The sequence below is a fragment of the Streptomyces sp. CB02261 genome (assembly GCF_001905665.1).
Lineage (GTDB): Bacteria > Actinomycetota > Actinomycetes > Streptomycetales > Streptomycetaceae > Streptomyces.
This window is the reverse complement of the sequence record NZ_LIVX01000009.1, coordinates 217,109-240,579: the sequence shown is the minus strand read 5'-3', so window position 1 is coordinate 240,579 and position 23,471 is coordinate 217,109. Positions and strand designations below refer to the sequence as shown.

Sequence of the window (23,471 nt, the reverse complement as noted above, 5' to 3'; positions counted from 1 at the left end):
CCGTCGCGCCCCTCGTCGCCGGCACCGGCATCGACACAGCCCTCGGATCCGTCGCGCCCCCCGGCTCCGGCTCCGGCACCGGCATCGGCTTCGACTCGGCCCTCGGATCGGACGCGGCCTCCGGATCAGCCGCGGCCCCTTCTTCTCACTCGCGAATAGTGCTCCCGGCACAGCGGAAGATTCCGCCCCCCGAGGCGACGGACGCGGCCACGGCCCCAAAGCCGTCGCCGTCGCCGTCACCATCACCGTCACCGCAACCGACGGCCCCGACCGCCCCCCGGCGGAAGCGCCGTTACACGGTCATGGCGGCCACCGGCCTCGCGGCGGTCACCCACATCCTCTGGTTCTTCCTCTTCGCGAACAGCGGCGGGGACCTGGCCGCGCAGGACGCGTGGGCGGAGTTCGTCGGCCGGCACCCGGACTCGGCGTACAACCTGGCCTGGTACGGCGGGATGCACCCGGTCTCGTACAGCGTCGTGTCGCCGTACCTGATGTCGCTGCTCGGCGTGCGCAGCACGATGATGGTCGCCGGGACGCTGTCCGCCGCGCTGACCGCGCTGATCCTGGTGCGGGTGCCGGCGGTCCGTAATCCGCTGGCCTGCTCGGTCGCGGGCGTCTTCGCGTTCCTCTGCAACGCGCTTTCGGGGCGGGTCACCTTCGGCCTCGGCATGATGTTCGCGCTCGGCGCGGTCGCGGCCGTGTTCTGCTGGCCGCACCGCTGGCGCCGTAAACGCTGGGCCAAGGCCGCGGTGGCCGCCCCGCTCGCCGGTCTCGCGACGGCGTGCAGCCCGGTCGCGGGGCTGTTCCTCGGGGTGGGGGCGGCGGCGCTGTTCCTCAACAAACGGCGCCCCGGCGCGTACGCCCTGGGCCTGGCCCCGGTGGCCGTGGTCGCGCTCTCGTCCTGGCTCTTCCCCTTCTCCGGTACGCAGCCGATGGCGTTCGGCTCGACGGCGCTGCCGCTGGCGTTCGGGGTACTGGTCTTCCTGCTGGTGCCGAGGGACTGGCGGACGGTCCGCACGGCGGCGGCGGTCTACACGCTGGGCACGCTGCTGACCTGGCTGGTGGACTCGCAGATCGGCTCGAACATCTCGCGTCTGCCGATGCTCTTCGCCGGTGTCGTGCTGCTCGCCGCGCTGCCGTACACGGCGCCGCGCTCACGCCGCTGGTACGCGCTGCTGCTCGCGTTCGCCGGGCTGAACTTCTGGATCGGCTTCAAGGGCGTCGACGACGTGATCCGCACGGCCCCGGACGCCTCCTGGGCGCGGGAGCTGGCGCCGCTCATCAACCAGCTCCAGGTGCGGGGGGCGGGCAAGGCGCGGGTGGAGGTCGTACCGGCGTCCAGCCACCGCGAGTCCTCGGCGCTGAGCCCGTACATCAACCTGGCGCGGGGCTGGAACCGCCAGGCGGACATGGAGCGCAACCCGCTCTTCTACGACGACACGCTGAACGCCGTGAACTACCAGGACTGGCTGGACCGCTGGGCCGTGCACTACGTAGTGCTGCCCACGGGCGCCCCGGACTCGGGCGCCGAGCAGGAGGCGGAACTGGTCGCCGAGGGGCTGCCGTACCTGGAGCAGGTCTGGTCGGACGAGAACTGGCGCCTCTACGAGGTCGAGAACCCGACCCCGCTCGCGGACCCGCCGGCGGAGGTGCGGAGCGCGGAGGAGAACGAGGTCGTGATCAGCGTCGACCGCCCCGGCCGGGTCCTCATCCGCGTCCCGTACTCGCCGTGGCTGGCGCTCGTGGACGAGAACGGCGGCAAGATCGAACCGCCGCAGGAGACGGAGGCCTCGAAGCTGGCGCGCGAGGAGTCCGAGACGGAGATCCCCAAGGTCTTCGCCAACGAGAAGGGCTGCCTGTTCAAGGCGGAGGCGGACACGGAGGGCGACGAGTGGACGGAACTACTCGCCCCGAAGGCGGGCGTCTACCGCCTGGCGGCCCCGTACAAACTCTCCCGAGGCACGGCGTGCCCGGAGGAGCTCCGCTGACACGGTCGCGGCTGCGGACGCCAGTAGCGAACCAGGGCCGCTGGTTGGTAGCGGGCTAGGGCGGCGGGTAGCGGACTACCGACTACGGCCGCCGGTGACGGGCTACGGCCGCTGGTAGCCGGCGAGCATCCGCCGCATGCCGAAGGCGTGGGCGCCGCTGCTGATGACGAGAAGCCGATAGACCCGCCCGGCCGCCCCGGGAAAGGCGGCAAGGGTCTCGGCCCGCAAGCGGGAGCGCCCGTCGGAAAGCTCGTCGATCCGAAGGACGAGACGGTAGACGGAGAAGCGATGCCGGCCCTCAAGGGCCAGCTCCTGCCCGGGCACGACCCGTACGACCCGGAACCCGGGAAACTCCGACCCCGCGGAGACCGGCCGAGGCCCACTCACCCGACGAGGTACGGCCCCCACGACCCGGGCGTACCGAGCCCCGCCCTCGCGCGAGAACGCCCGCTCCACCCCCACGAGCAGCCGCGGCCACAACTCCTCGGCGCCGACGCCGACGACAACGGCATGCTCATCGACGAACGGCAACGACCTCATGACGTGATCACCTCATGAACCTATCCCGATGCGCTGCCGAACGGGTCGGCTGGACGCGTATCCGTGGCGTGATCTCTGCGTTCGTGGTGAGGGAAGTGGGCCCCGCTTGTTGCCGGCTCGTCAAAAGGCAGACGCCTTCCCGCCATCGGGTAGCCCCTTCCGGTCATGATCCGTCGTCTCCGGCGGAGGAGTGGCCTCCATCACAGACAGTTGCCAAGAGGGCACATCGAATTGCCCTGGCAAACACTCCAACCCCACGGGGGCGTCCATGTCGACACGACGTCGGCTGACTGACGAACGACTTCTGCTGACCGACCACTTCGGCTGAACCGCGCACGCGGGCCGGGAGGCCGTGCCGCCCCCGGTCCGTCGCCCATGCGAGATCGGTGCCCCCCTTGAAGTTCCGAGCCCTCCTGCGCTCCTCCTCCGCCCTCTGGACCGCGCCGGTCTGGGGCGGCATCGTCGCCTTCTACTTCTTCTACGCCCTGCACTTCGAGGACCCGTACGAGGAGGTGATCGGTGGTCCGCTGTGGGCCGCGGAGCAAGTGTCCAGCGCCCTGAACTACTTCTACGCCTTCGCGTACGCCATCACCCTCGGTCTCGCGACCTGGGAGGGCGGGCGGCTGAAGCGGGACCGGGTTTGGGACCTCGCGCCCAGCAGGGCCCGATGGCGTGTGGTCGGGCAGGCGCTCGCGCCCGCGGTCGGGGCAGGCTGGGCGATCCTGCTGCTGCCCGTCACCATGCGTCTGATCGAGACCCGACTCCTGCCCACGACGACCGCCGTGCTCCCCCTGGCCATGGGGATGGGCATCGTGTGCGCGTACGCCGTCGTCGGATGCGTCCTCGGGCATGTCGCCCCGCGCGCGATCGCCGCGCCGGTCGGCGCCGTCGCCACGTTCTACGTGATCAGCAAGTCGTCCACGTACAGCGACCCCCTCTGGCCGCGGCACCTCTCGGGGCAGCTCAGCACGAGTGTCGCCTTCGGCGAGTACTACTCGCCCGCGACCGTGCTCCTCCCCCTTCTCGTCGCCGCCGCCGTGGCCGCCGCCGTCGCCGCCTGGTGGAGTCGTGGCCCGCGCCGCGTACCGCTGCGGCTCCTGGCGACCGCCGCGGCTCTCGCAACCCTCGTCCTGAGCGCGCGGACGGCCTCCGGCTGGGGCGTCGCCGACGGGCCGGTCACCGCGGGTCACGCCCCCGCGCGCTGTGCGGGTACGGCGCCCCGAGTCTGCATGGCCGAGGCGGGGGGCGCGGTCGAGCGGCTCGACGACGTACGGGCCGAGGTCACCGGCTCCCTGGAGAAGCTGCGAGCCGTCGGCGTCGACGTCACCGTCCCCTCCACCGTCACCGACGGCCTGCTGTACGAGCGCGGTAGCACCCGCCCCCGCTCGACCGCCGCCACCTGGTGGCTGCCGCTGACCGCCCAGGCGGAGGCGGCCGGGCCCGGTAGCGGGATCGTGGGTGTCCGCTACGCCGTCATGCTCAGCTCCGTCACTTTCCCTTGCTCGATTCCCACCTCGTTCGACCCCGGCACCTCGAACGCATGGGTCGTCAACCGCGACGCCGCGGTCCTGTGGGCTGCGCATGCCGTCGACGCCCAGGACCCCTACCTCCGCTGGCGTGCCGGCCAGTACGCGCAGATCGCGAACGGGCCGGAGGTCCTGGCGAAGGTCCAAGAACGTGCCGCGAACGGCCTCGCGCTGCCCACCGCCGCACAACGCACGGCCTGGTTCGAGCAGGAGAAGGCGAAGGCCTGCCGACTCGTGCCGAAGCGAGCGGGCAGCGGCCCGGCCGCGAGCGGCTCCCAGGGGGCGGACTCGTGATCTGGTGGAGCAAGGGACGCCGCCTCACCGTGGTCGTCCTGCCGGGACTTCTCGCGTTCACGCTGCTCGCCGCCGTCGCCCACGGCGAATCGGTGGCGCTGCCCGGTCTGCTGACGTCGGGGGGAAACCTCCTCTTCCTCATGCACCTCACGCCTCTGATCGTGACCGGAGTCCTCGCGCACAGCCTCGCCCAGCGGCTGCCTGAGGCCGAGGATCTGCCCGTGCGCCCTGTCCAGCGGTACGACGTGGCCCTCGCCCTGTCCACGGTCGCCGTGGCGGTGTCGGCCGCCGGGGCCGTCGGCGCCGTCGCGGACTCCGCCACGGCGTTCGAGGCTGCCCGGAACACGCTGTTCCTCACCGGCCTCATGCTGCTCGCCGGCGCCGTACACCCGCAGGCTGCGACCGTCGCCCCCGTCGCCTGGGTGTTCGTCGCCGCCTTCGCCGGTTACCGGGACTTCCACCGCCCCTGGCCCTGGGCGGTCACCCTCCACCCCGCCGGCTACGCGCCCACCTTCCTCTTCTGCCTGGCGGTCTTCTTCTGCGGCCTGTTCGCGCTCCGCCGCACCCGCCGTCGCCCCGCCGCCTGAAAGGCCTTGTGACTTCGTGTCCATCGAACTCGACGCCGTCTCCTACGCGTACGGGCGCCGCTCCCGCCAGATCCTCTCCAGCCTCAGCTACACCGTTCCCGACGGGTTCACGATCCTCCTCGGCCCGAACGGTGCCGGAAAGACGACGCTTCTGAAGCTGGCCGCCGGAGTGAACCAGCCCACCCAGGGCTCCGTGCGCCTCGGCCGCCTGTCCTCCGCCTCGACGGCGTACCGGACCAGAGTGGCCTGGATGCCGCAGACCGTCACCGCCATGACCGGGCTCACGGCCCGTGAACAGGTCGCCTACACCGGCTGGCTCAAGGGGATGAGCCGCCGAGACGCCTGGGACGCTTCCGCAGGCGCGCTGGAACAGGTCCGGATGACCGAACACGCCGACGTGAAGACGAAGCGGCTCTCCGGTGGGCAGCTCCGTCGCGTGGGCGTCGCCTCCTCCCTCGTCCACGGAGCCGAGATCCTGCTTCTCGACGAGCCCACGGCAGGTATGGACCCGACGCAGCGCCGGATCTTCCGGGACCTTGTCATCGGGCTCGCCACCCGGGAGGTGCGGGTCCTCCTCTCGACGCACGACGTGGCCGACCTGGCCGAAGAGGCCGACCACGTCACCGCCCTCACCCGTGGCACGATCACCTTCTCCGGCTCCACCGGCGCCTTCCTCGCACACGCACCGGCGCACGCCCCGGAAGCCCGCCGAGCCGAGGCCGCGTACACCGCCCTGACGGGAGACCTGTCTGCTGCCTAGCCCCGCCCCGCCGCGGGACCGGCTTACCCGGTCGGTATCCCTATGTTGGTATCGGTTTGCACGTTCCTTGAGCCTGGAGGCGGAGGGAAGCGCTGCGGGAACGGGGTCTCCGGGGAGTACCGGGGTCCTGGGCGGGGGAGGTGCGTCGCTGACGGCTGCTGCGGTCGGTCTGGTGCGACCGCCGCCGTTCGCCGTCGTCGATGTCAGCCGTGGATGTCCGACGGGCCTGACATCCTGCGCCCGTGAGAATGACATGGGCCGACTTCTGGGCACTGATAGCCACTCTGAACGGCGAAGCGACCGAAGAGAGCTGCCGGCGCCTCGCCCAGGAGCTGAGCCGCCGCTCCGTTTCCGACATCGTCGGCTTCGCGGAGCGGCATGCCGAGGCGCTCTACCGCCTGGATCAGGAGAAGTTCGGCACTCTGCCGGTGGTCGACCTGACGGCCCGGTTCGGCAGCCCGTTCCGGCAGTCGTCCGACGTGTTCCTGTACGCGCGTTGCGCTGTGGTGGCCGCGGGTCAGGCCGCGTGGGAGAGCGTGTTCCTCGACGCCGACAAGTTCACGCCGTACACGTCGAGCGAGTGTGACGGCGAGTGGCTCTTGTACGTGCCGGACGAGGCGTACGAGCTGGCCGCCGGTGAGGAGTGGGACCGCTCCACCCGGTACTGCTTCGAGAGCTACTCCAACCGGGACGGGTGGCCAGGCCTGCGGGACTGAGTCGCACAGTCGGCCGAGCAGTCCCGGGGTCCATGCGGGGCTGCTTTGCCTGGGCTGGTGTCCTGACCACGCGAGACCCGTGACTACTCGTACGTGGTCGCCGCTTGGAGAGCGCGAGCAAAGAAGCGCCAGTCACCATCGGTCGGCAACTCACGGCCGGTGTTGCGGTACCAGCCGTCCGCGTCGTCGACCCACGCGGCCAACGCCTCCAGGAACCCAGCAAGGTCCGCGTTGTCCCACGACTCGCCGCCGTCGACATAGCTGCGGTGCAGAGAGCGGACGAAGGACGCCAGATCCTTTCTGCTGACGACTTGATCGGGAGAAGTGGTCATGTGCGGCACCCTACTTGGCACTTGGCATGCTGCATCCCGCCGGGTGGGGCGACCACCTCTACCCGGCCGAGAGGCTTACGCGCTGAAGGCGCTACTCCTCGTCGCTCCGCTCCAGCACCAAGCCGACGGAGCCCTCCTCCAGACCACTGCTGTCTTCGAGGTGGAGGTGCGCTCCGTCGGAGACGCCGTCGCCGGCCAATACGAGCAGGTGCCTAGCCAGCGTCCTGAGGCCTGCGGCATTCGCTTCGATGACAACCTCGCTCCCAAGGTTCCGCACCTCGATCCGCGAGTCCGCGTCCCACGTGAAGATGAGTGCGGCGCCATCCGTCACCGTGACGTGCGTGCTCTCGATTGGGCCATGGACAGGTCCGGAAGTCATGGAGACCATGATGCCGCTCACGGCACACGGCTCCGGAGGCCCCGCGCGTCCCACTCGTTTCACCAGGTCAGGGGATTCGAAGTGCGTTTGAGCAGCCCTGCCAGTCCACGAATATGCCGAGACTCAATCGGCGATCCCGGATATCCCCTCGGCGGTGTGTGGCAGGGGCAACGATGCCTACAGCGATGAGGCACGCTGGCGCCACGGTTGCCCAGAACGGCCTGGAGGGGGCCTTCCTCGCCGCGGTCGTCTCTTGCCGCTGCCGCTGATGTCAGGCCGTGATGTCAAAGGGCACCTAGCAACGTTGCTAGGTGCCCTTTTCCCTGGTGCCCCCGGCAGGATTCGAACCTGCGACACCCGCTTTAGGAGAGCGGTGCTCTATCCCCTGAGCTACGAAGGCGTGACGTGCCAGTGGACTGGTGCGTCGCCGTCAGTGTAGCGGGTGGGTGTCGGCGGGCGAGGGGGTTGGGTGGTGGGCGTCGGGGGCCTTCTCGTGCGCGTGGGCGTTTCCGGCGGCGGCCGGATGCGGGTGAGGTGGGGCGAGTCGTTCCCGCTGTGGAGGGGGTGTGCTCCGTCACGGTCTGCCGGGAGTGGAGCGCGGCGTCCCTGAACTCGTGGCGTGCGGCGGCTCTCTGATGTGTCGCCATGGGCGGGGGGCTCCGTGGGGCCCTTCGGCGGGGTTGACCCGGGCGGAACGGGGCGCATAGCGTCGCCAGGCTGGGATAAGCAAGCGCTCAGGGGGTCCTCGTGGTGGTGTCCGGTGGGCAGGTGGGGGAAGCGCGGCTGACCGCGCCCGGGGCGCCCTTCGCCGTCGAGGGTGGGGTGTACGCGTCCGGGCCCCGCACGCTGCGGGAGTTCGTGGAGGTGGTCTGGGGCTACGGGGACCAGGTGTTCCTCGTGTCCGAGACCGGGCGGATGACCTACCGGGAGTTCTTCGACGCCGCGTGCGGCCTCGCGCGCAGGCTCGTCGGGGAGTACGGGCTGCGGCCCGGGGACCGGGCCGTCGTCGCCATGCGGAACCTTCCCGAGTGGCAGATCGCCTTCTGGGCCGCGCAGCTCGCCGGCCTCGTCGCCGTACCCCTCAACGCATGGTGGACCGAGGACGAGTGCGCGTACGCCCTCGACGACTGCGCGCCGGGCGTCCTGCTCGTCGACGGCGAGCGGGTCGAACGGGTACGGGCCTGGGCGCGGGCGCACCGCGTGCCCGGGATCGTCTTCCGGGGCGAGGCGGCTGGCCCCCCGCCGGAGGGGTTCGTCGCGTACGTCCCCGACGACGATCCGCTCCTCGGGCCCCCGCCCGTCGACGTGCTGCCCGAGCACGACGCCACCATCCTCTACACCTCCGGCACCACCGGCCGCCCCAAGGGCGCCGTCGCCACCCATCTCGCGCAGACCGGTGCCGCCATGAACCCCCGGTACTTCGCCGCCGCCGCGGCCCTCGCGCGCGGGGACGTGCCGGGGACCGGGCCCGCGCCGGTCTCGCTGACCACGTTCCCCTTCTTCCACGTCGCCGCCTTCACCTCCTTCTACGCCGTGATGGCCGCCGGCGGCACGCTGGTGATGATGCGCAAGTGGGACGCGGCCCGGGCTCTCGAACTGATCCGGGAGCATCGGGTCACCCACTACGCGGGCGTGCCCACCACCGCCCTCCAGCTGCTCGACCTCGCCCGCTCCACCGGCGACCCGCTGGAGAGCCTCACGCTGCTCAGCACCGGGGGCGCCGCCGCCCCGCCCGGCATCGTCGCCGGGATCAGCGCCGGGTACGGGGAGCGCGTCGAGCCCCGCAACGGCTACGGGCTCACGGAGACCAGCGGCGGGGTGCTGTCCAACGTCGGGGCCGAGTACCGCGCCCACCCGGGGAGCGTCGGCCGCCCCTCGCCCGTCACGGAGGTGCGGATCGACCGGCCCGACGCGGACGGTGTGGGCGAGCTGTGGCTGCGCGGGCAGTCGCTGATCCGCGGGTACTGGGGGAACGAGGCCGCCACCCGCGCCGCGTTCACCGACGACGGCTGGTTCAGGACCGGGGACCTCGCCCGGATCGACGGGGAGGGGCGGGTCAGCATCGTCGACCGGCTCACCGACATGGTGATCCGCGGCGGCGAGAACGTGTACTGCGTCGAGGTCGAGGCCGTGCTGCAGGAACACCCGGACGTCGTCGACGCCGCCGTGCTCGGCGTCCCGCACGCCCTGTGGGGGGAGGAGGTCGTGGCCGTCGTCCGGCTGCGGCCCGGCGCGGACCCTGACCTCGACGCCGGGGCCGAGCGGCTCCGCGCGCATGTGGGTGCGCGTCTCGCCGCCTTCAAGGTGCCCGCCCGGATCGTCGTACGGGAGGAGGAACTGCCCCGGAACCCGACGGGGAAGATCCTCAAGCGGGAGCTGCGGGGCGCGCTGTTCGATCGCGGGTGACACCGGCCGCGGTACAGCTCCGGGTGACACCGGCCGCGGTTCAGCTCCGGGTGACGCGGACCCGGTAGGTGCCGTTCTCGTCCTCGTCGAGCACATGGATCCGGATGCCGTTGGCGCGGTCCGTGAACGTCTCGCCGGGCTGGTACGGGGCGTCCGACAGCTCCGCGTGGACGTTGGCGCGCCGGGTGCAGCCGCCGCTGGCGCGTTCGCTGTCCGAGACGGTGACGGGGCCGTGGCCGGTGTCCACGTCGGACTCGACCCGGTAGACGAGGACGCCCGGCTCGCACACCACCTCGTCGTTGCCGTCCTCGCTGCGGACCTCCACCGCGTACCCGGAGGTGTCGGAGAGCGGGACGACGACGAGCTTGGGGCCGCCCTTGACGGCGAGCGGGGTGAGGGTCTGGTCGACGGTGCCGGAGCGGGAGGCGCAGGCGACCTGGTCGTTGTCGATCCAGCCCAGTTTCCACTTGTGCCAGCCGAGGAGGTCGTTGTTGGCCCCCCAGTCCTCGGACATGATGTCCCAGTGCCCGACGGTCCCGCCGCCGTCCGCCGTGTAGAGGTCGGGCAGGCCGAAGACGTGGCCGTTCTCGTGCGGCAGGACCCGGTAGCCGGTCTCGGCGAAGCTGCCGGAGCCGTCGTCCTGGCGGCTGTAGACGAAGGACGTGTTGGCGAGCGGCACGCCGTCGGCGTAGGGGGCGTCGTCGTTGCCGGAGAAGGTCACGGACAGGACGGTGTCGAGGGCCGAGGGGCCGGCGTTGGGCGTGACCAGGATGTTGACCAGGTCGTAGGCGCTGAAGTCCACCTTCGGGTCGGCCGCGATCACGATGTCCTCGACGAGGGCGCGGTAGCCCGGCTCGTACGGAGCGCCGCGCTCGATCCCGTACGAGGAGAACGCCCGGGGCATCCGGAGCCAGTCGGGTATCGGGGTCTCGGCCCGGTACGTCAGGCGCCCGTACGAACTGGTGCGGAACCAGTCGGCGGTCTGCGGGAAGAACTCGCGGAAGCGGCCCATCGCCGTGCCGTCGCCGGGGACGTCGGGGAAGTCGACCATCAGGTTGAGGGCCTTGACCTGGCCCGTGGAGCGCACGTAGCCGGGGGCCGTGGGCAGCCCCTCCGACATCTGCACCCCCAACGTGGTGGCGATGCGGCACGGTCCCAGCTGGGCGGCGTCGGGCGCGGCGGCCACGGGGCCGGCGGTGGCGGGGGCCGGTCCGGGGAGGGTGGTGCTCGCGGAGGCGAGGAGGGCGAGGGAGAGCGCCGTGGTCGCGGCCAGGGCGACGGGTCTGCGTATCCGTCGGCGGGGGTGCTGCATACGGGCGCCTCTCCGGTGGGGGCAGGTCGGCTGCTCGGCTCCCTCCGGGTCTCGCGGGGGCCGCGCTGTCCGATCAGCCTGTGACGCGCGGTTCGGACGCGCGCGCCGGGTGGCCCGATCGTGGGTATTCCGGCCGGAACCCTTGACCGGTGAGCGGTGACCTGCGACCTGTGACCGGGGTCACAGCCGGCCCGGGAAATAACCGGGGAGCGCGTCCCCGTTTACGCCTGCGTTCCAAGAAGTGGGGATTCCTTCCCCGGATGCCAGTGACGACTGTGAGGAGGCCGTGGCGTGACCGGTACCGCCGACACCGCGCCGACCCGCCGGGTACCCCGCCCGCGCGCCGACGCCCTGCGCAACCGCGAGCGGATCGTGACGGCGGCGCGCGAGATGTTCGTCGAGTTCGGCCCCCAGGTGCCGTACGACGAGATCGCGCGCCGGGCCGGCGTCGGGAACGCCACGCTCTACCGGAACTTCCCCGAGCGCGCCGACCTCGTCCACGAGGTCGTCCTCTCGATCATGCGCCGCGTCACCGAGATCGCCGTCCGGGCCGCCGAGGAGGAGGGCGACACCTTCGCCGCCCTCCGGCGCTTCACCCACGCCGCCGCCGAGGAGCGCATCGGAGCCCTGTGCCCGATGCTCGACGGGGCCTTCGACCAGGACCATCCCGACCTGACCGTCGAACGGGAACGCGTCGAGGAAGCCGTCCAGGCGCTCGTCGACCGCGCCCAGCGGTCCGGCCGGCTCCGACCCGACGTCGGCGTCGGGGACCTGATGGTGGCGGTGTCCCAGCTGACCCGCCCGCTGCCGGGAACGGCCTGCGGCACCCGCTTCGACCAGTTCGTCCACCGCCACCTGCAGCTGTTCCTCGACGGCCTGGAAGCGCCCGCGCGCTCCGAGCTGCCCGGCACGGCCGCCACCCTGGAGGACCTGAGACGCGACACCTGCCCGTCGCGGACGTCATGACGACGTGCGCGGGCGTTCACCCGCACCTGCTTGTCTAACCCGCACACCCTTTACGTCCTTTTTTCACCGTACGCGCCAAGAGGTGGCCACACCCATGCCGAAAATCCCCGACCACACCGTGACCCACGCCGACCCGGGCCGCTGGAAAGCGCTCGTCTTCATCGCCCTCGCCCAGCTGATGGTCGTGCTCGACGCGACGATCGTGAACATCGCCCTGCCCTCCGCGCAGCAGGACCTCGGCATCTCGGACGGCAACCGGCAGTGGGTCATCACCGCCTACGCCCTCGCCTTCGGCGGTCTGCTCCTCTTCGGCGGCCGGATAGCCGACCTGTGGGGCCGTAAGCGCACCTTCGTCGTCGGACTGATCGGCTTCGCCGCCGCCTCCGCCCTCGGCGGCGCCGCGAACGGCGAGGCGATGATGCTCGGTGCCCGCGCGCTCCAGGGCGCCTTCGGCGCGCTCCTCGCGCCCGCCGCGCTCTCGCTGCTCGCCGTGACCTTCACCGACGCCAAGGAGCGCGCCAAGGCCTTCGGTATCTACGGCGCGATCGCCGGTGGTGGCGGCGCCGTGGGCCTGATCCTCGGCGGTTTCCTCACCGAGTACCTGAACTGGCGCTGGACCTTCTTCGTCAACATCCCGTTCGCGATCGTCGCCGCGGTCGGCGCGTACCTCGTCATCCGTGAGCCGGCCGGCGGCCGCAACCGCTCCACGCTCGACATCCCCGGCGTGATCCTGTCCACCCTGGGTCTGGTCGCGCTCGTGTACGGGTTCACCCGCGCCGAGTCCGAGGGCTGGAGCGACGCCGGCACGATCGGCATGTTCGTGAGCTCGGTGGTGCTCCTCGGCGTCTTCGTCCTCGTCGAGTCGCGGGTCAAGGCCCCGCTGCTGCCGCTGCGGGTCCTGACCGACCGCAACCGCGGCGGTGTCTACCTCTCGCTCGGTCTCGCCGTCATCGCGATGTTCGGCCTCTTCCTCTTCCTGACGTACTACCTCCAGGTCGTGAAGGGCTACTCGCCGGTCATGACGGGCTTCGCGTTCCTGCCCATGATCGTGGGCATGATCATCGGCTCGACCCAGATCGGCACCCGTCTGATGACGCGGGTCCCGCCGCGCCTGCTCATGGCCCCCGGCTTCCTGACCGCGGGCGTCGGCATGCTGCTCCTCACGCAGCTGGAGATCGACACCTCGTACGCCGGTCTGATCCTGCCCGCGCAGCTGCTGCTCGGCCTGGGCATGGGTACGGCGTTCATGCCGGCCATGTCGCTCGCGACGCTCGGCGTGGACCCGCGTGACGCCGGTGTGGCCTCCGCGATGGTCAACACCTCGCAGCAGGTCGGCGGCGCCATCGGTACGGCCCTGCTGAACACGATCGCCGCCTCGGCGACCACCGCGTACCTGACCGACAACGCGGCGGGCGCGACCACCCCGGCCGCGCAGAGGCTGCTCCAGCTCCAGGGCATGGTCGAGGGCTACACCGCGGCCATCTGGTGGGCCGTGGGCATCCTGGTCGTCTCGGCCGCGATCGCCTTCGTCCTGATCAACACCGGGAAGCCGGACACCGGGGCCGTCGCCGCGTCCGGCGAGGGCGCGGACGACGAGCTGAAGGTGCCGGTCATCGTCCACTGACCCGGTCCTCGGCCACGGACCCGGCCTCCAGGCCGACCTGCCCTGCCCTGGTTCCGCGAGCTGTGCGCTCAGCGGAGCCAGGGCAGGTCCGCGTCCGGGCCCTGGGGTTCGAGGCCCTCCGCCATGACCCGCATGATCGCGCCGAGCTGCTCCACCTGCTCGGGGGAGAGCCGGTCGAAGAGGGCCTGGCGCACGGCCGTCACATGGCCCGGAGCGGTCCGGCGCAGGACGTCCATCCCCTCGTCGGTCAGCTGGGCGAACTGGCCCCGCTTGTCGGAGGGGCAGTCCTCGCGCCTGACCCAGCCGTTCTTCTCCAGGCGGGCGACGGCGTGGGAGAGCCGGGAGCGGGTGATCTTGGCACTCCTGGCCAGCTCCGTCATCCGGAGGCGGCGGCGGGGCGCCTGGGAGAGCTGGACGAGCAGTCCGTAGTAGATGTGCGGCATTCCGGCGTCGCGCTGCAACTGGCGGTCGAGGTGGTCCTCCAGGAGCGTGGTGGCGTGCAGGTACGCGCGCCAGACGTGCTGTTCCTCGTCGGTGAGCCAGCGGGGTGCGGTCATGTCTCCCATGGTTCCCATCGTACGACTCATCCTTGAAAGTTGAACTACATACCTTTATGCTGCAGGTATTGAGCTTGAAGTTTCAATAACTACGTAGACGGATGCCGGAGGTCGTCGCCATGGACGCCACGCTGGAACGCATGCCCGCCCTCTACCTGTCCCACGGCGCCCCGCCCCTCGCCGACGACCCCGTCTGGCCCGGACAGCTCGCCGCCTGGTCCGCGGACCTCCCGCGCCCCACGGCGATCCTCATGGTCTCCGCCCACTGGGAGGAGGCGCCGCTCGCGCTCGGCGCCACCGAGACCGTCCCCCTCGTGTACGACTTCTGGGGCTTCCCCGAGCACTACTACCGGGTCGGTTACGCGGCCCCCGGCGCCCCCGCCCTCGCCGAGGCGGTCCGCAAGCTGCTCCGCGCGCCCGGCACCCCCGTGCAGGACATCCCCGACCGGGGCCTCGACCACGGCGCCTACGTGCCGCTCGTCGAGATGTTCCCGGCCGCCGACATCCCCGTCCTCCAGATCTCCATGCCCACCCTCGACCCGCGCCGGCTCATGGACATCGGGCGCAGGCTCGCCCCGCTGCGCGACGAGGGCGTCCTGATCGTGGGCAGCGGCTTCTTCACCCACAACCTGGCCGCTCTCCGCCACCCCGGCGGCGGTGTGCCGGGCTGGTCCGCCGAGTTCGACGCCTGGGGCCACGAGGCCCTCGCCGCGCACGACGTCGACGCCCTGCTCGACTTCACGCGGAAGTCGCCCGCCGGACGCCTCGCCCACCCCCGTACGGAGCACTTCGCGCCCCTCTTCGTGACCATGGGCGCGGCGGACGCGGCCGGCGACCTCGACGCTCAGCGGTCGGTGATCGACGGGTTCTGGATGGGTCTGGCCAAGCGGTCCGTCCAGTTCGGCTGAGCTTCTGAGGAGCTGAGCCGTCGGGAGCTGGGCTCCTCAGGAGCCCCGCCCGTCAGAACACGGGCGGATTCAGCTCGACCGAGCGGAGGGCGGCGGCGAGCGCGAGCGGGTCGCCCACGTCGAGCGCCGTGTCGGTGAACTTGATCGTGTGGTCGTCGCCGTGCGCCGCCGCCCGCTCGAAGACCTCCTCGGGGGTGAGGGTCGCCGGCGCGGGGGACGCCGCCACGGCGGGCGTGTACGCGGCGGTCACCGCGGCCGCCGCCGCCCACGCCGCCGCCAGGCTCGGCGCCCACAGCTCGCGGGGGAGCGCGGGCAGGGCGCGCAGGACCGCGTTCGGCGCGGTCGCCGCGTGCACCAGCATGATCGGCTCACCGTGGCCGTGGGTCGCGTATCGGTGCGTCGCGGCCGCCACCAGCTCCACGAGCCGCTCCCGCGCGGTGTCCGGGTCCGGCGCCGTCCCCCACACCGGGAACCCGGTCAGCCGGCCGAGCCGCGCGGGCATCCCGCCCTCCTGTACGGACACGGGCGGTACGGCGTCCAGGGCGGCGGCCGCCGTGGGCGCGGCTGCCAGCGGGGTCAGCGCCGGAAGGGGCTGGTGGCGGGCCGCCCAGTAGCCGAGGGCGTGCGCGAGCTCGGCGCGGCGCGGGGCCGTCTCCGGGGTCGTCAGGAGGGTCCGTACGGCGTGGCCGGTACGGATCGCGGGATGCGTCGACCCGCCCGCGATGCCGGGCAGCAGCCGGGGCCACCACTCCGCGAGGACCTCCCGCCAGGGGCGCCCGTCGAGCTCGCGGGCGAAGAAGCGGGTCCAGTCGGTGGCCCGCGCCGGGTCGCCGAGCGCCTCGCGCCAGTCGTCGGCCGTGACGGGGCGCGAGGGCGGCGGTGGTTCCTCCAGTTTGTGGGCGTAGCGATCCAGCCATCGGTGCACGGCCGGGGCCTGGCCCCGGTGGACCAGGGCCTCGACGGCCATCGGGGCGTGGTTGGTGAGTCGGCCGTTGCGCTCGGGGCCGGTGGTGTGGAGGCGTTCGAGGGCCTCGTCGAGGGTGCCGGTGGAGTCGCTCATGGACGAGGACGCTAGGGCGGGGAAGGGGCGCGGCGTAACGGTCGCGGGACCTAGACCGCGAGGCCGAGGCGCCCTGGGCCTTCGGGGGTGCGGGGTCCGCCCGAGGTCCCGGGCAACCCCTTGGGCCATGCGGGCGTCTGGAAAGACGGCGCCGCATGTGATCGCGGTCTCACCGACAGTGTGGTCGTCCACCCCGCGAGCGGCGTCGGGGCATCCTCCGTGCCCGGTCTGACCTGCGCCTCCGTGGCTTCCGGAGTCATGCCCGCAGGGGCGGCGGCCGCGCAGGATACTGCATGATCGCGAAAATCCATCAGGCGGGTGGGAATTCTGTCCTGATTCCAGTCGTTGTTTCCGTCGGATGCAGGGCACCCGAAAGGGTGTCGCGACCTACTCAGCAAGGGAGCACGCATGGCAACCCGTGCCGTCGCCCGTCGTCAGACCTCCGCCAAGAGCGGGGCCGCACGGGCGAGCAGCGTTCGCGCCGTGGGCGGGGAGATCGCCGACCGCGACCTGGTCGGCATGTACCTCGACGAGATCGCGCGCACGCCCCTGCTCGACGCCGCCAAGGAGGTCGAGCTGTCCCAGACGATCGAGGCGGGCGTGTACGCCCAGCAGATCCTGGACGGGGAGGTCGAGAGCGAGGCGGGCGGCGCGGCCCGCGAGGAGCTCGAAGCGCTCGTCGCCGAGGGCGAGCGGGCGAAGGACCTCTTCATCAAGTCCAACCTGCGGCTCGTGGTGGCCGTCGCCCGGCGCTACCCCCGCAGCGGACTCCCGCTGCTCGACCTGATCCAGGAGGGGAACGCGGGCCTGGTGCGCGCGGTCGAGAAGTTCGACTACGCGAAGGGCTTCAAGTTCTCCACGTACGCCACGTGGTGGATCCGTCAGGCCATCACCCGGTCCATCGCGGACCAGTCCCGCACGATCCGGCTCCCCGTCCACCTCGTGGAGGAGCTCGGCCGGATCCGGCGGGTGCAGCGCGAGTTCAACCGTGAGAACGGCCGGGAGCCCGAGCCCGCGGAGATCGCCACGGAGCTCGGCTCGACGCCCGAGCGGGTGATCGACGTCCTGGACTGGGCGCGTGACCCGGTCTCGCTGAACATGTCGGTGGACGACGAGGGCGAGACGCAGTTCGGTGACCTCCTGGAGGACACGTCGGCCATCTCCCCCGAGCAGTCGGTGCTCACGCTGCTGCGCAGCGAGGAGCTCGACGACCTCATCGACAAGCTCGACCACCGGACGGCGTCGATCATCCGCATGCGGTACGGGATCGAGGACGGCCGCGAGCGGACGCTGACGGAGGTCGGCAAGCAGCACGGTCTGACGAGGGAGCGGATCCGGCAGATCGAGAAGCACGCCCTGCTCGAACTGAAGAGGATGGCGCGCGACACGGGCTTCGACGCGGTGGCCTGACCCGGCAGGGGCCGTCCAGCGGCCCCTGCCCCGTGTCGGCCTCCTGTCCCGCGCCGGCCCCCCTGCCCGGTGTCGGCGGCCCCTGTCCCGTGTCGGCCGCCTGCCCCGTGGCGGGTCCTGCCTGCCGACTCTGCCCCGTGCCGCTACCCGCGTGTCGACGCGGCGAGGCGGCTCGCCAGGTCCTCCACGTAGGCGTGGAGGGGGGCCGGGCCGTGGATCGTGAAGGGGGCGTCCACCAGGGCCAGGCGCAGGGCAAGCCACTCGACCGAGTCCGTCACACGGGCGTGGAGGCGGCAGCTGGTCGGGCCCGTCGCCGTGGGGGCCAGGTGGGAGGGGAGGCGCGCGGTGACGAAGTCGGCGGGTGCCTCGAAGGAGACGTCCAGGTCGACCTCGGGCTGGGCCCGGGACATCGAGCGGACGAGCAGCTGGGCCGCGTCGCCGGCCGGGAGTTCGCGCGGGGTGAAGCGGGCGCCGGTGGCGAGCGGCTCGCTCACCCGGTCGACCCGGAAGGTGCGCCAGTCCTCGCGCCCGAGGTCGTACGCCACGAGGTACCAGCGGTGCCCGGTGGAGACGAGCCGGTAGGGCTCGACCAGGCGTTTCGTCTCCGCCCCGTCGCCCGCCCGGTAGCCGAAGCGGAGCTTCTCCCGGCCGGTGACCGTGCCCGCGAGGGCGGTGAGCGTGGCCGGGGCGACCGTCGCCCCGTCGCCCCGGGTCAGCGGGATCGTGGCGTTCTGGAGGGTGGAGACCCGGTGCCTGAGGCGCGCGGGCAGCACCTGCTCCAGCTTCGCCAGGGCCCGTACGGACGCCTCCTCCACGCCCTCGATCGCGTGCCCGGCCCCGGCCCGCAGGCCGACCGCGATGGCGACGGCCTCCTCGTCGTCGAGGAGCAGCGGCGGCATGGCCGTACCGGCGACGAGCCGGTAGCCGCCGACCGCTCCGAGCGTCGCCTCGACGGGGTAACCGAGGTCACGGAGCCGGTCGATGTCGCGGCGGATGGTGCGCGGGGAGACCGAGAGCCGTTCGGCGAGTTCGCTTCCGGGCCACTCGCGCGGGGTCTGGAGGAGCGAGAGCAGATTCAGGAGTCGTGCCGGGGTGTCCGTCATGTCCTCCAGGATGAGGCCGATCTAGGACACGAGCTGACCTAGATGACTCTTATCTTCTTCGTATGAGTTCACACGACGCCGTCACGGACGCGGCGCCCACCGACACGAGCGACAAGCGGCGCTGGATCGCCCTCGCCATCGTCATGACCGCCGCCTTCATGGACCTGGTCGACGCCACGATCGTCAACATCGCGATCCCCAGCATCGAGCGGGACCTCGGCGCCTCCTTCGGGGCCATCCAGTGGATCACCGCCGGGTACGCACTCGCGTTCGCCGCGGGCCTGATCACCGGCGGTCGGCTCGGTGACATCTACGGTCGCAAGCGCCTCTTCCTCCTCGGCACGGCGGGCTTCACCCTCGCCTCCGCGCTCTGCGGCTTCGCGGCGAACCCGGAGATGCTGGTCGCCTCCCGGCTCCTCCAGGGCGCGGCGGCCGCGATGATGGTGCCGCAGGTGCTGTCGATCATCCACGTCACGTTCCCGGCGCACGAGCGCGGCAAGGTCTTCGGGATGTTCGGCGCGATCATCGGCCTCGGCGCGGTCTCGGGACCGCTGCTCGGCGCGCTGCTCACGCAGTGGAACATCGCGGGCCTGGAGTGGCGCCCGATCTTCCTCATCAACCTGCCGGTCGGCGTCGCGGGCCTGCTCCTCGGCCGGAAGTTCATCACCGAGTCGAAGGCGCCGAAGGCGCTCCGCCTCGACATGATCGGTGTGCTCCTGGTGACGGGCGCGCTGCTGATGCTGATCTATCCGCTGACGCGTGGTCGTGAGCTGGACTGGCCGCTGTGGGGCCACCTGATGATGGCCGGCAGCCTGGTCGTCTTCGGCGCCTTCGTCGCGTACGAGAAGTACAAGACGGCGAAGGACGGTTCGCCGCTCGTCGAGCTGTCGCTGTTCAAGGTGAAGAGCTTCGCGGCGGGCATCGCGGTGCAGCTCACGTTCGGTGTCGTGATGGGCATCTTCTTCCTGGTGTGGACGCTGTACATGCAGGTCGGTCTCGGCTGGACCGCGCTGAAGGCGGGCCTGACCGGGGTGCCGTTCTCGATCGCGGTGTCGGTGGCCGCGGGGATGTCGGTGCAGAAGCTGGTGCCGCGCTTCGGCCGGAAGGTGCTCCAGGCGGGCGCCCTGACGATGGTCGCGGGAGTTCTGCTCTACCTCTTCGAGGCGGGGCGGTACGGATCCGGGATCACGTCCTGGCAGATGATCCCGCCGCTGGTGGTCATGGGCCTGGGCATGGGTCTGATCGTGGCGCCGCTGACGGACGCGGTCCTCTCGGACGTGCCGAAGGAGCACGCGGGTTCGGCCTCGGGCCTGATCAACACGACGGGCCAGATGGGCAACGCGCTCGGGCTCGGCCTGGTGTCGGTGGTCTTCTTCGGCGTGATCGACGAGAAGCCCCGCCCGCAGTCCCCGGCCGAGGCGGGGGCGGCGTTCACGGACGCCTTCCAGAACGCGATGGGCTGGGTCGCGGGCGTGCTCGCGGTGATCTTCCTGGTCATGTTCGCCCTGCCGGCGAAGCCGAAGCAGCACCTGGAGGGCGGCGGTGACGACGACGGTGACGCCGGTGTCGTGGTCGGGAAGGAACCGGCGCTGACCCACTGAGGTTTCGCCGTCTTGGCCTCATGACCTCATGACCTCATGACCAAGGGGAGAGGGGCGGTGCGCTTTCCTGGCGCACCGCCCCTCTTCGCTGTCCGTCCGGCGTCAGCCGCGGTTGACCACGCCCGCGTGCCTCAGGTCACCCTTGAACCGGAACGCGCGGGTCGCGACCGGTGTCGGGGGCTCCTGCAGGTCCCAGTCCTCGTCCCAGACGAAGGTGTTGTTCTCGATGTCGCCGTGTGTCTGCCACACGGCGCCGGTGGTGGTGATCAGCTTGACGTAGGCGTTGTTGCCCCGCGCCTCGATGGCGATGCCGCAGGCGTCGGCCGGGTAGTCGGGGTTCGCCGGGTCGTCCCCGACGGCGGTCTCGTTGCTGAGGTCCTGCCACTCGATCTCGCCGCCCAGGGTGTCCGCCTTGCCGACGAAGGCGTTGCCGTCGTAGAGCGCGGCCTGGAAGTCCTCGGTGGCGGACGGGGCGTAGGTGTCGATGTCGATGCAGGGACCGGTGGGGCCGGTGGCACCCGTGGCACCGGTGGCACCCGTCGGGCCGGTGGCTCCGGTGGCTCCGGTGGCGCCCGTGGCGCCCGTCGGGCCGGTCGCTCCGGTGGCGCCCGTGGCACCGGTGGCACCCGTCGCACCCGTGTCGCCCGTCGGTCCCTCAGGGCCGGGCGGGCCGGTCGGGCCCGTCGGTCCTGCCGGACCCGCGGGGCAGTCGTCCCCGCCGACCGGAGCCGCGGGCATGGTCCGGAACTGCGCGCCCTCGATCAGCGGCCGGATCTGGTGGTCGAGGAACTCCCGCAGGTCGGCGGTCGGCGCCGAGCCGTCCTGACCCATGTAGCGGGGGCCGTTCTGCTGCTCCCACGGCGGCGGTCCGTCCTGCTGCTGCGGCGGCGGTCCGTCCTGGTGGTGCGGCCGCTCCTCGCAGTGGCCGTCCGGGGGCGGCCCCACGAGCGTCGTACCGGGAGCGCCCTCCCACGAGGCCGCCACCGCGGGGGACGCGAATCCCGTGAGCACGAGGGTGACGGAGGCGACGGCGCCGCCGCCGAGCCATGTGCGACGTCGGGGCACGGGACCGAGCTTGGACCGGGTCCTGGCGTCAGGACGCATGCATGCTCCTTCCTCCACCGGCACCGCGGCCGGTGTGAGCGAGATCGAGAAGGGAGCGAAGGTGTCGCTCCCGTAATCGGATCATCGGATCGCCCAGGCCGGGGCTTGACGGTCTCGCGGCACTCCCAACGCCATGGCCTATCGCGGACAACCGAATGGATGCGTACGCCACGGCGAACTTCGGACGGCCCGACGGCGCGCCGCCCAAGCGCGTCGGCGAGTCGTCCGTAGGGTCGCCCCCCGATCGCTCCGCCCGACCGCTCCTCCCGCCCCCACCGGAAGTGGTGTTGCCGTGCAGCCGTCCATCTGCCTGTGCATGATCGTCAAGAACGAGGCCGCCGTCATCGAGCGCTGCCTGGCCTCCGTACGCGGTCTCGTGGCCACCTGGGTCATCTCGGACACCGGGTCCACCGACGGGACCCAGGAGCTGATCCGGACCGCCCTCGCCGGCATCCCCGGCGAGCTGTGCGAGGAACCGTGGGTGAACTTCGGCCACAACCGCAGCCTGAACATCGCGCACGCCCGGGGCCGGGCCGAGTACCTGCTGCTCCTCGACGCCGACCACGTCCTCCGGCAGGAGGGCCCGCTGCCGCCGCTGACCGCCGACGCGTACATGATCCGCCACGAGGGGGCCCTGGAGTACCGCATCAAACGCCTGGTCAGAGGTGACCTGCCGTGGCGGTACGAGGGCGTCACCCATGAGTACCTGACGGCCGACCGGGACCACGTCCAGGAGAACATGGACGCCCTCGTCGTCCAGGACCACGCCGACGGCGGCTCCCGGCACGACAAGTTCGAGCGGGACGCCCGGCTGCTCGGCGCCGAGCTCGACCGCGACCCGGCCAACCCCCGTACGGTCTTCTACCTCGCGCAGACCCTGCGCGACATGGGCCGCCCCGCCGAGGCCGTCGCCCTCTACGAGCGGCGCGCGGCCATGGGCGGCTGGGGCGAGGAGGTCTACTACTCCCTGCTCCAGTCCGGTGTCCTGCGCGCCGAGGCCGGCGACTGGCCCGCGGCGATGGACGCCCTGTCCCGCGCCTGGGAGTCACGGCCGGGACGCCTCGAAGCCTGCTACGAGCTGACGGCGCGGCTCCGGAAGATGGGCCGCTACCAGGCCGCCCACGCGGTCGTCTCCGCCGTCCTGGACCGGGAGCACCCCGACGACCTGCTCTTCACCCAGCCGTGGGTCTACCGCTGGGGGCTGCTCTTCGAGTACTCGATCACCGCGTACTGGGTGGGTGACCACGCCGCCTCGCTGGACGCCTGCGACCGGCTGCTCACCCTCCCCGACCTGCCGGAGACGTACCGCGAACAGACCCGGGCCAACCGGGCCTTCGCCGTCGGCAAGCTCGCCGAGACCGCCGTCCCCGCGCCGGTCTGACCCCCGGGGGAGCCTGACCGGCGCGGGACGCGCGCACCAGCACGTGCGCGCGGGGTGTCAGCGGACCCGGGAGCGGGACTCCATCGCGTCGCGGGCGGCACGCTCGGACTCGTACACCTCGCACATGTGCCGGCCGTCCGGCGTCGACGTGTGCTCCACCTCCCAGAGGCTGACCTCGCTGCCGTCGAGCAGCAGGAACTGGTGCTCGTAGAGCGTGTAGCCGGCGTCCCGGCCGCCCTCCGCGGGGCAGTGGCGCCCGAAGGCCTGGGTGATGTGGTGGGCGAAGGCCAGCCGGAGCCGGCGGGCCGTCCGCTCGCCCGGCCGGTCCGCGTTCTCCGCGCGCCGCAGGACGCGGCGCGCGTGGTCGGCGGAGTCGTCCGGCACGTACATCCGGGGCTGCGCCGGTATCGGGCGGGCGAGCAGGGCGCCGAGCAGCGCCAGGTCCTCGTCCCCGTCCTCGTCGAGGGCGCGGCCGCCGGAACGCTCCGCGCTCCAGCCGGTCGGCGGCCCGGTCGGGAGCCGGGAGGCGGCGAGGCGGGCCTCCGCCTCCTCGGCGTACAGCTCGTGCTGCTCGGCCCCGTCCCGGCCCGCGTTGTGCGTGAGCTCCCAGAGGGAGAGCGCGCCGCCGTCGGCGAGCAGATACGTGTGGCGCCAGGTGGTGCGCCGCAGCGACGCGCTGTGGTGCGAGGAGTGCAGCGCGCTGGAGTGGGCGAGCGCCGTGCCGAGGCGCTCGACGGTCGAGTCGGGCAGGTCGAAGGAGTTGAGCGCCCGGCCGAGGAGCCGCTCAACGTGCGTCTCGGTCGTCTCGTACGGATCGTGAGGATCCTGCGGATCGTTCAAGAGGGTCTCCAGGCCGTCGCCGCATGTCACTCGGTGCTTGCTTAACGTAGTCCCTGGGTCTGACATCGTGTCCGGGG

The 23,471-nt window shown here is 71.9% G+C and carries 21 protein-coding genes and 1 tRNA gene; 12 read left to right on the top strand and 10 right to left on the bottom strand.

Going from position 1 to position 23,471, the window contains the following annotated elements; translation table 11 throughout:
• The first annotated feature begins 302 nt into the window (after positions 1–302).
• Positions 303–1,988, top strand: coding sequence for a hypothetical protein (locus AMK29_RS27865; protein WP_073818226.1), 1,686 nt, complete (start codon positions 303–305; stop codon positions 1,986–1,988).
• Positions 1,989–2,090: 102 nt separating this feature from the next.
• On the opposite strand, the gene AMK29_RS27860 is transcribed toward AMK29_RS27865, so the two are convergent.
• Positions 2,091–2,528 carry a DUF2867 domain-containing protein gene (locus AMK29_RS27860; RefSeq protein ID WP_073818224.1) on the bottom strand — a complete coding sequence of 146 codons (438 nt, stop codon included), beginning with the start codon at positions 2,526–2,528 and terminating at the stop codon, positions 2,091–2,093.
• Positions 2,529–2,923: 395 nt separating this feature from the next.
• Here AMK29_RS27860 and AMK29_RS27855 point away from each other — a divergent pair, with 395 nt between their 5' ends.
• From AMK29_RS27855 to AMK29_RS27840, 4 genes are all read left to right on the top strand, one after another.
• Positions 2,924–4,348, top strand: a complete 1,425-nt coding sequence (locus AMK29_RS27855) for a hypothetical protein (protein WP_073818222.1) — start codon at positions 2,924–2,926, stop codon at positions 4,346–4,348.
• Positions 4,345–4,935 carry a hypothetical protein gene (locus AMK29_RS27850; RefSeq protein ID WP_073818220.1) on the top strand — a complete coding sequence of 197 codons (591 nt, stop codon included), beginning with the start codon at positions 4,345–4,347 and terminating at the stop codon, positions 4,933–4,935. Before AMK29_RS27855 ends, AMK29_RS27850 begins: the two co-directional genes overlap by 4 nt.
• A 16-nt stretch (positions 4,936–4,951) precedes the next feature.
• A complete protein-coding gene (locus AMK29_RS27845; RefSeq protein WP_073818219.1) occupies positions 4,952–5,695 on the top strand; it encodes an ABC transporter ATP-binding protein in 744 nt (247 codons plus the stop codon).
• Between the two features lie 248 nt (positions 5,696–5,943).
• A complete protein-coding gene (locus tag AMK29_RS27840) occupies positions 5,944–6,411 on the top strand; it encodes a DUF4240 domain-containing protein (protein ID WP_073818217.1) in 468 nt (155 codons plus the stop codon).
• An 83-nt stretch (positions 6,412–6,494) separates the two neighbouring features.
• Here AMK29_RS27840 and AMK29_RS27835 read toward each other — a convergent pair whose 3' ends face one another.
• From AMK29_RS27835 to AMK29_RS27825, 3 genes are all read right to left on the bottom strand, one after another.
• Positions 6,495–6,743: a DUF7660 family protein gene (locus AMK29_RS27835; RefSeq protein WP_073818216.1), complete on the bottom strand. Its 249-nt coding sequence runs from the start codon at positions 6,741–6,743 to the stop codon at positions 6,495–6,497.
• Positions 6,744–6,834: 91 nt separating this feature from the next.
• Positions 6,835–7,122: an Imm32 family immunity protein gene (locus tag AMK29_RS27830; protein WP_198942350.1), complete on the bottom strand. Its 288-nt coding sequence runs from the start codon at positions 7,120–7,122 to the stop codon at positions 6,835–6,837.
• Positions 7,123–7,446: 324 nt separating this feature from the next.
• Positions 7,447–7,522 (bottom strand) — tRNA-Arg (locus AMK29_RS27825).
• A 347-nt stretch (positions 7,523–7,869) separates the two neighbouring features.
• Between AMK29_RS27825 and AMK29_RS27820 the strand changes: the two genes are divergently transcribed.
• On the top strand, positions 7,870–9,528 hold the full coding sequence (locus AMK29_RS27820; RefSeq protein WP_443334081.1) for a class I adenylate-forming enzyme family protein: 1,659 nt from the start codon (positions 7,870–7,872) through the stop codon (positions 9,526–9,528).
• A 40-nt stretch (positions 9,529–9,568) separates the two neighbouring features.
• Here AMK29_RS27820 and AMK29_RS27815 read toward each other — a convergent pair whose 3' ends face one another.
• The gene (locus tag AMK29_RS27815) at positions 9,569–10,840 is read right to left on the bottom strand and encodes a M6 family metalloprotease domain-containing protein (RefSeq protein WP_073818214.1); all 1,272 of its coding nucleotides are present in this window, start codon (positions 10,838–10,840) and stop codon (positions 9,569–9,571) included.
• A gap of 291 nt (positions 10,841–11,131) precedes the next feature.
• On the opposite strand from AMK29_RS27815, the gene AMK29_RS27810 reads away from it, so the two are divergent.
• A complete protein-coding gene (locus AMK29_RS27810; protein ID WP_073818213.1) occupies positions 11,132–11,806 on the top strand; it encodes a TetR/AcrR family transcriptional regulator in 675 nt (224 codons plus the stop codon).
• A gap of 94 nt (positions 11,807–11,900) precedes the next feature.
• Positions 11,901–13,430: an MFS transporter gene (locus tag AMK29_RS27805; RefSeq protein ID WP_073818211.1), complete on the top strand. Its 1,530-nt coding sequence runs from the start codon at positions 11,901–11,903 to the stop codon at positions 13,428–13,430.
• A 68-nt stretch (positions 13,431–13,498) separates the two neighbouring features.
• Here AMK29_RS27805 and AMK29_RS27800 read toward each other — a convergent pair whose 3' ends face one another.
• Positions 13,499–14,005: a MarR family winged helix-turn-helix transcriptional regulator gene (locus AMK29_RS27800; RefSeq protein WP_073818210.1), complete on the bottom strand. Its 507-nt coding sequence runs from the start codon at positions 14,003–14,005 to the stop codon at positions 13,499–13,501.
• A 101-nt stretch (positions 14,006–14,106) separates the two neighbouring features.
• Between AMK29_RS27800 and AMK29_RS27795 the strand changes: the two genes are divergently transcribed.
• Entirely contained in the window at positions 14,107–14,895 is a 789-nt protein-coding gene (locus AMK29_RS27795; RefSeq protein ID WP_073818411.1) for a dioxygenase family protein, read from the top strand.
• A 52-nt stretch (positions 14,896–14,947) separates the two neighbouring features.
• Here the strand turns inward: AMK29_RS27795 and AMK29_RS27790 are convergent, their stop codons facing one another.
• A complete protein-coding gene (locus AMK29_RS27790; protein ID WP_073818208.1) occupies positions 14,948–15,955 on the bottom strand; it encodes a questin oxidase family protein in 1,008 nt (335 codons plus the stop codon).
• A 408-nt stretch (positions 15,956–16,363) separates the two neighbouring features.
• On the opposite strand from AMK29_RS27790, the gene AMK29_RS27785 reads away from it, so the two are divergent.
• Entirely contained in the window at positions 16,364–17,365 is a 1,002-nt protein-coding gene (locus AMK29_RS27785; RefSeq protein WP_073818206.1) for a sigma-70 family RNA polymerase sigma factor, read from the top strand.
• 143 nt (positions 17,366–17,508) lie between these two features.
• Here AMK29_RS27785 and AMK29_RS27780 read toward each other — a convergent pair whose 3' ends face one another.
• On the bottom strand, positions 17,509–18,468 hold the full coding sequence (locus tag AMK29_RS27780; RefSeq protein ID WP_073818205.1) for a helix-turn-helix transcriptional regulator: 960 nt from the start codon (positions 18,466–18,468) through the stop codon (positions 17,509–17,511).
• A 62-nt stretch (positions 18,469–18,530) separates the two neighbouring features.
• On the opposite strand from AMK29_RS27780, the gene AMK29_RS27775 reads away from it, so the two are divergent.
• Entirely contained in the window at positions 18,531–20,069 is a 1,539-nt protein-coding gene (locus tag AMK29_RS27775) for an MFS transporter (protein ID WP_073818203.1), read from the top strand.
• Between the two features lie 102 nt (positions 20,070–20,171).
• Here the strand turns inward: AMK29_RS27775 and AMK29_RS36830 are convergent, their stop codons facing one another.
• Positions 20,172–21,173 (bottom strand): hypothetical protein, encoded by a 1,002-nt coding sequence (locus AMK29_RS36830; RefSeq protein ID WP_073818202.1) that lies wholly within the window; start codon positions 21,171–21,173, stop codon positions 20,172–20,174.
• Between the two features lie 292 nt (positions 21,174–21,465).
• Here AMK29_RS36830 and AMK29_RS27765 point away from each other — a divergent pair, with 292 nt between their 5' ends.
• Positions 21,466–22,554 (top strand): tetratricopeptide repeat-containing glycosyltransferase, encoded by a 1,089-nt coding sequence (locus tag AMK29_RS27765; protein ID WP_241845733.1) that lies wholly within the window; start codon positions 21,466–21,468, stop codon positions 22,552–22,554.
• 57 nt (positions 22,555–22,611) lie between these two features.
• On the opposite strand, the gene AMK29_RS27760 is transcribed toward AMK29_RS27765, so the two are convergent.
• A complete protein-coding gene (locus tag AMK29_RS27760; RefSeq protein WP_241845732.1) occupies positions 22,612–23,460 on the bottom strand; it encodes a DUF6227 family protein in 849 nt (282 codons plus the stop codon).
• Positions 23,461–23,471 lie beyond the last annotated feature (11 nt).